Source organism: Nocardia sp. JMUB6875, from assembly GCF_041154655.1.
Taxonomy (GTDB): Bacteria; Actinomycetota; Actinomycetes; order Mycobacteriales; family Mycobacteriaceae; genus Nocardia.
In genome coordinates this window covers 1-10,757 of sequence record NZ_BAAFGR010000219.1, presented here as the reverse complement: position 1 = coordinate 10,757, position 10,757 = coordinate 1, and the positions used below count along the sequence as shown (strand labels likewise).

The following is a 10,757-nucleotide window of genomic DNA, read 5'->3' as shown; positions in this document are numbered from 1 at the left end:
TCGTTCTGTCCGACGGGCCGGTGGTCGCGCAGGGTTCGGCGGCGGGGCTGACCGAGGCGGGGCCGCTCCGGTATAGGCTGGTGCTCGGCGGGGACGCGGAATGGCTACGGGGGTTCGGCGGGGTCAGTGTGGTCGAGATCAGCGGGGGGACAGCGATTGTGGAGTTGACGGATACGACGACGGACAAGGTTTTGAGCGAGGCGCTGGCGCGCGGGTCCGTACGGGAACTGGCCGAGCTGCGGCCGTCCGTGTCCGACATCTACCGAGAGGCTGTGGCATGAAAGACGATTCGATGCCCACGGGTGTGTGGCGGCTGGTGGCGCAGCGGGAGATCTCGGTGAAGCTGCGGGATCGCAATTTCCTGATCTCCACCGCCATCACCATTATCGCGATCGTCGCGTCGCTGACCGTCAGCGGATTCCTCAGCGGCCGAACCGAAACCATCGATATCGCGGTCACGGGTTCGGAGGCGAGCCAGGTGGTGGAGCTGGCCGGACAGCTGGCGCACAGCGGCAATGCGAAGGTCGACTTCGCCGTGCACGAGGTCGCCGATGCCGCCGCGGTCGAGAAGCAGGTGCGCGACGGTGATGTGGACGCGGGCCTGGTGCCCGACCAGCCCACCGGGTGGCGGCTGCTCGGCAAGACCGCCGAGAACGACAAGGCCGACACCTACATTTCCGCGGCGGCGCAGCAGCTCGCGTTCCAGCGGAATGCCGCGGCCGCGGGCATTTCGGCACAGCAGCTCGCCAGCGGCGGCGCGGTCACCTCGACCGTGCTCGAACCCCACGCCGTCGATCCGGGCCTGGCCAAGGTGGCCGGGTTCGTCATCGCGCTGCTGTTCTACATGTCCGCGGTGCTGTTCGGCCTGGCCATCGCCCAGAGCGTGGTGGAGGAGAAGCAGAACCGCATTGTCGAGATCCTGGCCAGCGCGATTCCCCTGCGCCAGTTGCTGATCGGCAAGGTGATCGGCAATACCGTGATGGCGCTGGGCCAGCTCGCCCTGTTCGTCGGCGCGGGCCTGATCGGGCTGGCCGCCACCGGCAAGGCCGACCAAGTCTCCCGGATCGGCGGCGCGGCAGTCTGGTTCGTGATCTTCTTCCTGGTCGGCTTCCTGGCCCTGGCCAGCCTGTGGGCGGTCGCCGGCGCGCTGGCCACCCGCAGCGAGGATCTGCAGTCCACCTCGACGCCGCTGACCATGCTGATCATGATCGTGCTGTTCGCCGGAATCTTCCTCTCCGGCACCGCGCTTCGCATCGGGTCCTATATCCCGCTGGTATCGGTGGTCGCCATGCCCGGCCGCCTGGCCGCCGGAACCGCCGCCTGGTGGGAGCCGGTGATCGCGCTGGCGATCATGGCGGCCGCCGCCTACGGCACGGTGCTGGTCGCCGAGAAGATCTACCGGCGCTCGCTCATGCAGACGCAGGGGCGGCTCACCATCCGCCAGGCGCTGGCCCTCGAGGACTGATCGCGCCCTCGAGGGTCGGGCTCAGTAGTCCTCTGACCCACCGTCATCCGAGGCGGGCGGCTCGTCGCCGCCGCCTCGGATGGTCCAGAGCAGGCCGTCGAGTTCGTCGGGCTTGATGAGGACGTCGCGGGCCTTGGAGCCTTCGGAGGGACCGACCACTCCCCTGGTTTCCATGAGGTCCATGAGGCGGCCCGCCTTGGCGAAGCCGACGCGCAGCTTGCGCTGCAGCATGGAGGTGGAACCGAATTGGGAGGTGACGACCAGTTCGATGGCCTGGACCAGCAGGTCGAGGTCGTCGCCGATATCCGGGTCGACGTCCTTCTTCTCCCCGGCCTTGGCGGCGGTGACGCCCTCCTGGTAGTCGGGTTCGGCCTGGGTCTTGGCGAAGTCGACGACCGCGGCGATCTCCTCGTCGGAGATGAACGCGCCCTGCAGACGGGTCGGTTTGCTCGCGCCCATGGGCAGGAACAGGCCGTCACCCATGCCGATCAGCTTCTCCGCGCCCGGCTGGTCGAGGATGACTCGGGAGTCGGTCAGCGACGAGGTCGCGAACGCCAGGCGGGACGGGACGTTGGTCTTGATCAGACCGGTCACCACGTCCACCGACGGGCGCTGGGTGGCCAGCACCAGGTGAATGCCCGCGGCACGGGCCTTCTGGGTGATGCGGACGATGGCGTCCTCGACATCGCGCGGGGCCGTCATCATGAGGTCGGCGAGCTCGTCCACGATCGCCAGGATGTACGGGTAAGGGCGATACACCCTTTCGCTGCCCAGCGGCGTGGTGATCTGGCCGGACTTCACCTTCCGGTTGAAGTCGTCGATGTGGCGGACCTTGCTGGCCTGCATGTCCTGATACCGCTGCTCCATCTCCTCCACCAGCCAGGCCAGCGCGGCGGCGGCCTTCTTGGGCTGGGTGATGATGGGCGTGATCAGATGCGGAATGCCCTCGTACGGCGTCAGTTCCACCATCTTCGGGTCGATCAGGATCATCCGTACCTCCTCGGGGGTGGCGCGGCACAGCAGCGAGACCAGCATCGAGTTGACGAAGCTGGACTTACCGGAACCGGTCGAACCGGCCACCAGCAGGTGCGGCATCTTGGCCAGGTTCGCGGTGACGAACTCGCCCTCGATGTTCTTGCCCAGGCCGATCACCAGCGGATGGTGATCATTGCGGGTGCCCGGGGACTTCAGGACGTCGGCCAGGCGCACCAATTCGCGGTCGGCATTGGGCACCTCGATGCCGACGGCCGACTTGCCCGGAATCGGGGCCAGCAGGCGCACGTTCTCGGTGGCCACCGCGTAGGCGAGGTTGCGGGCCAGCGCGGTGATCTTCTCGACCTTCACGCCCGGGCCCAGCTCCACCTCGTAGCGGGTGACCGTCGGGCCGCGCACGAAACCGGTGACCGCGGCATCGATCTTGAACTGCACCAGCACCTCGGTGATGGCCTCGATCATGGATTCGTTGGCCGCGCTGCGCTTCTTGGGCGGATCGCCGTCGGTGAGCAGGTTCAGCGAGGGCAGCGTGTAGTCGCCGTCCACCTCGCGGTCGGTGACGAACTCCAGCTGCTGCGGTTCCGGCGGGGGCGGGGTCTGGTCGACCACCTTGGGGACGGGCTTGCGCGGCTTGGCCTTCGGCTTCTCCTCCGCCGGCGCGATGTCCTTGGCGTCCTGCAGCGGGGGCTCGCCGATGATCTCGGTGACGGCGTCGGAACCGCCGAACTCGTCGGGCGGGTAGTTCTCCGTCGGAGTCTTACCGCGGCGCTTGCGGACCTCGGGGCGGTGCAGCGGGAAGCCGTCCGCGTCATAGTTTTCCGGGTCGTAGAGGCCGTGTTCCTCGGAGTAGCTCTCGTATTCGTCGCCGCCCGCGCCGGTGCCGAAGATCTCGCGCATGCGCTCGGGGACGTCACGCACCTGGGTGCCGGTGAGCAGCAGAATGCCGAAACCGATGGCCAGCATGAGCAATGGAACCGCCAGGAAGGCGCTCAGGCCGTCCTGCAGCGGACCGCCGACGACATAGCCGACGAAACCGGCGGCGTGCTCGCGACCGTGCTCATCGGACGGCGAACCGGCCGCCATATGCCACAGGCCCAGGATCGGCAGGCCCGCGAGCAGGCCGCCCAGCACCAGCCGGGGCCGGATCTCCGGATGCGGTTCGGTGCGCATCAGGATCACCGCGATGCCGACCGCCACGAACGGCAGTGCCGCCGAGGCCGATCCGGCCACCCAGCGCACCGCGGTATCCACCCAGTGACCGACCGGGCCGCCCGCCGAGAGCCACACCGCGGCCGCGATGATGAACGCGAAGGCCACCAACCCCAACGCGATCCCGTCGCGCCGATGCCCGTGCTCGATATCCCCCGCCCGGCTCATCGCGCGGGTCGTAGCGCCCAGGCCCTTCGCCGTCACGTTCCAGGCACTGGTCACCCCGCGCCGAACCACCGCCAACGGCGCGGTATTCGACTGCCGCCGGGGTGCGGGCCGCCGCGCCGGAGCCTTGCGCGCCCGTCCCTTCGCTGGCGTGCGCGGGCCGCGAGACCGGGGCTGTGCAGGAGCCTGACCCCGCGCAGTCCCCCCTCGCGTACGTGACGTTCCGGAGCGGGCCTTACCTGCCATGCGTCCCAGGCTAGCCGCTCGCGCCCCACCCGGACCATCCGCAACACCCGACCCACCCATATCGGACATGTGGCGCTCACTACCCGAAACCCGCGTTTCACCGGCGCGCAACCGGTCCGAGGGCAGGGGTCAGCGGGTCGCGCGGACCGGGGGTTCGACGGTCGAAGCGGTCACGGCCGCGGCGAATTCGGGGATCTGGTTGGCGGCGGTGCGGTAACACTCGGCGGCGTCGAGGGTGCGGCCCAGGCGGCGCAGGGCGGTGTAGCGGACCAGCAGGTTGTGGGTGTAGAGGGCGCCCATTCCTGCGGAGACGCGGGTGGCCTCGGCTCGTTCGGCGTGTTCGGCGGCCTGGTCGAAGCGGCCGTCGGCGAGGTGGGCGCGGGCGGCGCGGGCGTGCACGATGGATTCGATACGGGTAGTGCCGAAGCGGCGCGCCAGCGCCAGCGCCGTATCGAAAAGGCGGTTGCCGCGGTCGAAATCGCCCTCGGCGCTGAGCACCCAGGCGGCCTCGATCAGACCCCACACGATGTGGCGGCGGACGCCGGGCCGGTCGTCGGCCACCACCGCGCGGGCCGCGGCGGCCAGCGAATCGCGATTGCGCCCGGCCGCCGAATAGGCGCGAGCCAGCAGCGAATACGCGACCCGCACGCATTCGGGGCTGCCCTCCCGGCGGGCCATGGTGAGGGTGTGGGCGAAATGGGTGCTCGCGCGGGCCGGTTCGCCGTCGTGCAGGGCCAGCAGCCCGGCATAGGCGTGGATCGCGCCCGAGGCCCACGCGTCGGTGTCCGGATCGTCCTCGAGCAGCAGCCGATTCACGTGCTCGGCCGCGCGATGCGGCTCGTCCAGCTCGCCGAGCAGGGCGAAGACCAGCGACAGCCGGGCGCGGCGGGCGGCCACGGCATTGCCGTCGGCCTCGATGGCCTGGGCCAGATCCTCCAGCGTCTTGGCCGGGTCGATGCTGGCGTCGGAGGCGAAACCGGTCTCGGCGACGGTCAGCGCCAGGTCCGCGGCCAGCACCCGGTGGTGCGGGGTGCCCGCGATGGCCAACCGGTAGAGCGCGTTCAGGTTGCGGCGCTCGATGGTGAGGAAATCGCGGGTCGAATCCAGGTCGGGCAGGCGGGTGCCCGGGTGCGCGGTCGGGGCGAGGCGCAGCCGCAGACCCGGATGGCGCACGCGCAGGACCGTTTTCATGGTGGCCAGGTAGTAGTCGAGCAGCCGGGTGGTGACATCGGCGTCGGACTCGGTGCAGACCGAGTTCTGGCGTGCGAACAGGCGCATCAGGTCGTGGTAGTGGTAGCGACCGCGGCCGGTCGACTCGAGCATGCCGCGGTCCACCAGTTCCTCGCACAGATCCTCGGCGATGAATTCGACGGTATCGAGCACGGCGGCCGTCGCGGCCAGCGGCAGATCGGGCAGATCCGCCACCGCCAGCAGCCGGAACGCGCGGGCCGCGTCGACGGGCAGCAGGTCGTAGCCCGCGCGGAAAGCGGCCGTGAGCGCCAGATCTCCGGCGCGGAAGCGGTCCAGGTCGTGGCGTTCGGCGGCCAGGCGCTCGGCCTCGGAGACCACCGTCCAGCGCGGGCGGGCCGCCACCCGGGCGGCCACGATGCGCACCGCGATGGGCAGCAGGCCGCACAGTTCGACAATCCGGCGCACCGCCTCGGGCTCGGCGTCCACCCGGGCCCGGCCGACGATGCGCGCGAAAAGTTCCACGGCCTCGTCGGTTTCGAGCACGCGCAGCGAGGCGGGGCGCACGCCGGGCAGGGCGGTCAGCGGGCGGCGCGCGGTCACCAGCACCGCGCATCCGGATTCGCCCGGCAGCAGCGGCGCGACCTGCGCGGCGTCACTGGCGTTGTCGAGCACCACCAGCATGCGGCGGCCACTGATGGCCGACCGGAACAGCGCGGCCCGCTCGGCGACCCCGATCGGAATCTCCTTCTGCGCCACGCCCAGCGCGCGCAGGAACGCGCCCAGCACATGCTCGGGATCGGCGGGGGCGCTGCCCGCGCCGCACAGGTCCACGTACAGCTGCCCGTCCGGGTAGCGGCTGCGAATCCGGTGCGCCACATGCAGCGCCAGCGCCGTCTTGCCGACGCCGCCCATGCCCGAGATCGCCACCAGCGGCGGCGCGGTCGCGCCGAGCACCGCGCACAGCTCCAGCACCAGATCCTGGCGGCCGGTGAAATCCGCTGTGTCGGGCGGCAATTGGGCCGGGCGGGGTGCGACGACGGCGATCGGCGCGGTCGCGCACTCCACGGCGGGGATCTCGTCGGACAGGATCTGGCGGTGCAGTTCGGCCAGCGCCGGGCCGGGCTCGATGCCCTGCTCGGCGACCAGCAGCTTGCGGATGCGCTGATATTCCTCGAGCGCCTCGGTGCGGCGGCCGGCGCGGTAGAGGGCGGTCATCATGAGCCCGCGCAGCCGCTCGCTGTGCGGGTCGCAGGTGATCAGCGCCTCCAGATCGGCCATGGCGTGCGAGAAGTCGCCGCGCTGCACGGTCAGCTCGATCAGGTCTTCCTCGAGGACGCGGTGCAGTCGACGCAACCGGGCACGTTCGGCGGCTGCCCAGGGACCGGGCACGCCGGTCAGGGGATCACCGCGCCAGGTGTTCAGGGCCGCGCGCAGGGCGGAGTCCGCGGTTTCCAGGCATCCCGCGGCGCGGGCCGCCGTGGCCTCGGCGCGCAGGCGGTCGACGTCGTCGACATCCAGTTCCAGCGCGCCCTCGAGGCGGTATCCGCGCGATTCCGAGGAGAGCAGCATGCCGCCTTGGGCGGCCAGGTGCTTGCGCAGCGCCCATGCGTAATTGCGCAGCGCGCCCACCGCCGAGGAGGGCCGCTCCGCGCCCCAGATGCCGTCGGCCAGTTCCTCGATCGACACCGTGCGCCCCCGCGCGCACGCCAGCATGAGCAGCGCGGCCTGTTGCTTCGGGGGCATGGGCGGGATCGGCACGCCATCGGACGTCAACTCGACCGGTCCGAGAACCGCCAGTTGCCAAGACATTGCCTACCACCTCATCACACACGGGCCGCTGCCGAGTACGCAAGCTACCGCTCGTCGCGTGATCGTTTCATGACCGGTGTTCAGGCCGCCACTCCGGCCCGTGGGAACGCCGTCTCACGGGCCGGGATGTCACACGCTGCGGTCGAGGGCGTGGACCAGCGCCACGTCCTCCGGCGCACCGGTCGCCTCGAGCCGGACCTCGTTGCGGCCGAAGGCGTGCAGCAGCAGCTCCGACGGCGGACCGGCCAGCACCACGGTGCGGTCACCGGCCTGGCGGGCGATGGTGCGGCGGCCGTCGGGCGTGGTGAGCGCGACAGTAACCGGCGATTTGCGATATGCCATGCGCGCCAAGCCCTGCAGGACCTTCCAGAGGCGGTCCTCGTCGGCGGCCGGGAGGGTGCGCGGTTCCCAGCCCGGCGCGCCGCGGCGGACGTCCTCGTGGTGGACGAACATCTCGGTGAGGTTCATCAGCGAGTCGACCGGGCGCAGATAGAACGGCGGGCCGCCGCGTACCTCGTCGAGCAGCTGCTCGAAGGGGCGCTGCGTCACCTTGCGCTGCACGCGGTCCAGGTACGGGGCGAAGGGCTTCAGCAGGATGCCGGGTGCGGCGTCGGGGCGGCGCTCGCGAACGACCAAGTGCGCGGCCAGATCTCGGGTCGTCCACTCCCCGCACAGGGTGGGCGCGTCCGGACCGGCGTCGGCCATGGCCTGGACCAGGGCCTGGCGCTCCCGTTGAGCCATACTCATAAGGCTGACCTTAGTCCGACGGGTCTGAATATGCACGGCACCACTTTTTGGGTCGGCGTCCGGTGGCGGTTCCACAAACACAGAACCGGGTTGGCGTCAACGATTCCGTATCGGTAGCTTGATCGTTCGGTCCATAGGGTCGTGGACTCGAATGCACAAGAAGGGCAACACCTTGAAGAAGATCGTCAGCGGCGCAGCCGTGATGGTCGCGACTGCCGGTTCCCTGCTCGTGGGCACCGCCGCTCCGGCCAATGCCTACCAGGACTACAACTACGGCGCGATCGCGCTGTCGGTGTCCACCGGTCGTATCGGCTACTCCTACGACTATTCCGACAGCCCCTCGGCGCAGAACGCCGCCATGAGCTCGTGCACCTACAACGACTGCAAGATCGTCGCGAAGTTCGCGAACGGCTGCGGCGCGATCGCGTACTCGTCGCGCGACGGCTACTACACCTTCGGTGCGGCGTCCTCGCGCATCGCCGCGAAGAACCAGGCGCTGAACCGGAACTCCGGCGGCGCCACCATCATTCACTGGAACTGCACCACCGGCTACGAGCTCTGATCGAAAAATGGGGAGTATTTCGTTGAAGCACAACATCTTCCGCGCGACCGCCGCGCTGGTGCTGGCCACCTCGGCCCTGGGCCTGGTGGCCTGCAGCAAGTCCGATGACACGAGCAAGGCCGCCACCACCACCTCGGCCGCGGCCAAGCCCGCCGGGAAGTTCTCCGGCGACACCGACGGCGGCGACGGCAAGCTCACCGGTGCGGCCCCCGCCCCGACCACCGTCGCGGATCTGGCCAAGCCGAGCGTCGCGGACCTGAACGACAAGGTCACCAAGGCGTTCGACCCGGCCATCGACTCCAAGACCAAGACCGATTGGATCGAGGACGCCGCCCTGGATCCGCAGCTCGCCCAGAAGCTGGTCGACGCCGCCAAGGCCAACAACGTCAAGATCAAGATCACCAAGGTGGGCGATCCGGCCGACGGCAAGCTCAAGGCCGACGCCGACGTCACCATCGACGGCAAGCCGGTGCAGAACGCGACCGTCTCCTTCGTCGCCGACGGCACCGACTGGAAGATCGACCACAACTACGCGTGCTCGATCGTGAAGGCCGCCAAGCTCGACTCCGCGGCCTGTCAGGATAAGTAGAAACTCTTGTAGTTCCTGCCCCAGGCGGGGTGCCGCCTCCGGCGGACGTGAATCGGCCCCGGCAGCCAAGCTGCCGGGGCCGATTTCTGTTGCCCTGCTTCGCCTTCGGCTAGACGCCGATGACCGTGGGGACGATCATCGGGCGGCGGCGGTAGGTTTCGGCGACCCAGCGGCCGACGACGCGGCGCACGGACTGGGCGATGCGGTGGGTGTCGGTGACGCCCTCGACGGCCAGGCGGTGCAGCTCACTTTCGACGAGTTCCTGTGCGCCGGTGAGGGCTTCGGGATCGTCGGAGAAGCCGCGGCCGGTGACCTCGGGGGTGCTGACGGCCTTGCCGGTGGCGGAGTCGATGGCGACATTGATGGAGATGAAGCCGCCCTCGCCGAGCACCAGGCGGTCCGAGAGGGTGGATTCGCCGACGTCGCCGACCGACAGGCCGTCGACGTAGACCTGGCCGACAGGGACGCGGCCGGTGATGGAGGCGATGCCGTCGACCAGGTCGACCACGACGCCGTTCTCCGCCAGGATGACCCGATCCTCGGGCACGCCGGTCGCCACCGCGAGCGCGCCGTTGGCGCGCAGGTGCCGCCATTCGCCGTGCACCGGCATGGCGTTGGTGGGCCGCACCGCGTTGTAGAGGTAGAGCAGCTCGCCGGCCGAAGCATGGCCCGAGACATGGACTTTCGCGCTCTGCTGGGTGACGACGGTGGCGCCGAGACGCGCCAGGCCGTTCACGACCGCGAAGACCGCGTTCTCATTGCCCGGGATCAGCGAGGAGGCCAGCACCACGAGATCGTCGGGGCGGATATTGATCTGGCGGTGGTCGCCGCGCGCCATCCGCGACAGCGCCGAGAGCGGCTCACCCTGCGAACCGGTGGAGATCAGCACCAGCTTGTGCACCGGCAGATTCGCGGCCTGATCCAGATCGACCACCAGGCCGTCCGGGATATCCAGGTAGCCGAGGTCCTGCGCGATCTGCATATTGCGGACCATGGACCGGCCCACGAAGCACACCCGGCGGTCGTAGCGCTGCGCCACGTCCACCACTTGCTGGATGCGGTGCACGTGAGAAGCGAAGGAGGCCACGATCACTCGGCCCTTGGCCTTGCCGATCACATTGTCGAGCACCGGCCCGATCTCGCGCTCGGGCGTCACGAAGCCCGGCACCTCGGCATTGGTGGAGTCGACCAGGAACAGGTCGACGCCCTCGTCGCCCAGGCGGGAGAACCCGGCCAGGTCGGTGAGGCGGCCGTCGAGCGGCAGCTGGTCCAGCTTGATGTCGCCGGTGTGCAGCGCGATGCCCGCGGGGGTGCGGATCGCGACCGCGATGGCGTCCGGGATCGAGTGGTTGACCGCGAAGTACTCGCAGCCGAACGGGCCGTGCGTGGTGTGCTCGCCCTCGGTGACCTCGAACAGGTTGGGCTGCAGGCGATGTTCGCGGCACTTGGCCGCCACCAGCGCGAGGGTGAACTTCGCACCGATGACCGGGATGTCGCGGCGCAGGCGCAGCAGGAACGGCACCGCGCCGATGTGATCCTCGTGCCCGTGGGTCAGGATCACCGCGGCGATATCGTCCATGCGGTTCTCGATCGGACCGAAGTCGGGCAGGATCAGGTCCACGCCGGGCTGCTGATCCTCGGGGAACAGCACACCGCAGTCGACGATGAGCAGCTTGCCGTCGTACTCGAAAACGGTCATGTTGCGGCCGATTTCGCCGATGCCGCCGAGCGCGAACACCCGCAGGCCGCCCTTGGGGGCCTTGGGCGGGGTGCCCATGGCG

Annotated in this window: 8 protein-coding genes; 4 read left to right on the top strand and 4 right to left on the bottom strand. The window is 69.7% G+C overall.

The genetic code is table 11. The features are described 5' to 3' along the window. Positions 1-281: DUF4162 domain-containing protein (locus ACAM49_RS35285; RefSeq protein ID WP_369639879.1), on the top strand; the 281-nt coding region annotated here is incomplete at its 5' end. Between the two features lie 11 nt (positions 282-292). Continuing rightward, positions 293-1,465, top strand: a complete 1,173-nt coding sequence (locus tag ACAM49_RS35280) for an ABC transporter permease (protein WP_369639878.1) — start codon at positions 293-295, stop codon at positions 1,463-1,465. A 21-nt stretch (positions 1,466-1,486) separates the two neighbouring features. Here the strand turns inward: ACAM49_RS35280 and ACAM49_RS35275 are convergent, their stop codons facing one another. The 3 genes from ACAM49_RS35275 to ACAM49_RS35265 all read right to left on the bottom strand — a co-directional run bounded on the left by ACAM49_RS35275 (position 1,487) and on the right by ACAM49_RS35265 (position 7,825). After that, positions 1,487-4,078, bottom strand: coding sequence for a DNA translocase FtsK (locus ACAM49_RS35275; protein ID WP_369639877.1), 2,592 nt, complete (start codon positions 4,076-4,078; stop codon positions 1,487-1,489). Positions 4,079-4,207: 129 nt separating this feature from the next. After that, positions 4,208-7,078 carry a BTAD domain-containing putative transcriptional regulator gene (locus ACAM49_RS35270; RefSeq protein ID WP_369639876.1) on the bottom strand — a complete coding sequence of 957 codons (2,871 nt, stop codon included), beginning with the start codon at positions 7,076-7,078 and terminating at the stop codon, positions 4,208-4,210. A 129-nt stretch (positions 7,079-7,207) separates the two neighbouring features. After that, positions 7,208-7,825 carry a TIGR03085 family metal-binding protein gene (locus ACAM49_RS35265; protein ID WP_369639875.1) on the bottom strand — a complete coding sequence of 206 codons (618 nt, stop codon included), beginning with the start codon at positions 7,823-7,825 and terminating at the stop codon, positions 7,208-7,210. Between the two features lie 151 nt (positions 7,826-7,976). Between ACAM49_RS35265 and ACAM49_RS35260 the strand changes: the two genes are divergently transcribed. Both ACAM49_RS35260 and ACAM49_RS35255 read left to right on the top strand, forming a co-directional pair. Continuing rightward, positions 7,977-8,387 (top strand): DUF4189 domain-containing protein, encoded by a 411-nt coding sequence (locus ACAM49_RS35260; RefSeq protein WP_040810456.1) that lies wholly within the window; start codon positions 7,977-7,979, stop codon positions 8,385-8,387. A gap of 22 nt (positions 8,388-8,409) precedes the next feature. Continuing rightward, positions 8,410-8,976 (top strand): hypothetical protein, encoded by a 567-nt coding sequence (locus ACAM49_RS35255; RefSeq protein WP_369639874.1) that lies wholly within the window; start codon positions 8,410-8,412, stop codon positions 8,974-8,976. Positions 8,977-9,085: 109 nt separating this feature from the next. Here the strand turns inward: ACAM49_RS35255 and ACAM49_RS35250 are convergent. Continuing rightward, positions 9,086-10,757, bottom strand: a 1,672-nt coding sequence (locus ACAM49_RS35250; RefSeq protein ID WP_369639873.1) for a ribonuclease J, incomplete at its 5' end; no start/stop codon positions are given.

Coding starts and splice junctions, on each gene's coding strand:
- ACAM49_RS35280 (WP_369639878.1), top strand. CDS start 293: ATGCCCACGGGTGTGTGGCGGCTGGTGGCGCAGCGGGAGATCTCGGTG.
- ACAM49_RS35275 (WP_369639877.1), bottom strand. CDS start 4,078: ATGGCAGGTAAGGCCCGCTCCGGAACGTCACGTACGCGAGGGGGGACT.
- ACAM49_RS35270 (WP_369639876.1), bottom strand. CDS start 7,078: ATGTCTTGGCAACTGGCGGTTCTCGGACCGGTCGAGTTGACGTCCGAT.
- ACAM49_RS35265 (WP_369639875.1), bottom strand. CDS start 7,825: ATGAGTATGGCTCAACGGGAGCGCCAGGCCCTGGTCCAGGCCATGGCC.
- ACAM49_RS35260 (WP_040810456.1), top strand. CDS start 7,977: ATGCACAAGAAGGGCAACACCTTGAAGAAGATCGTCAGCGGCGCAGCC.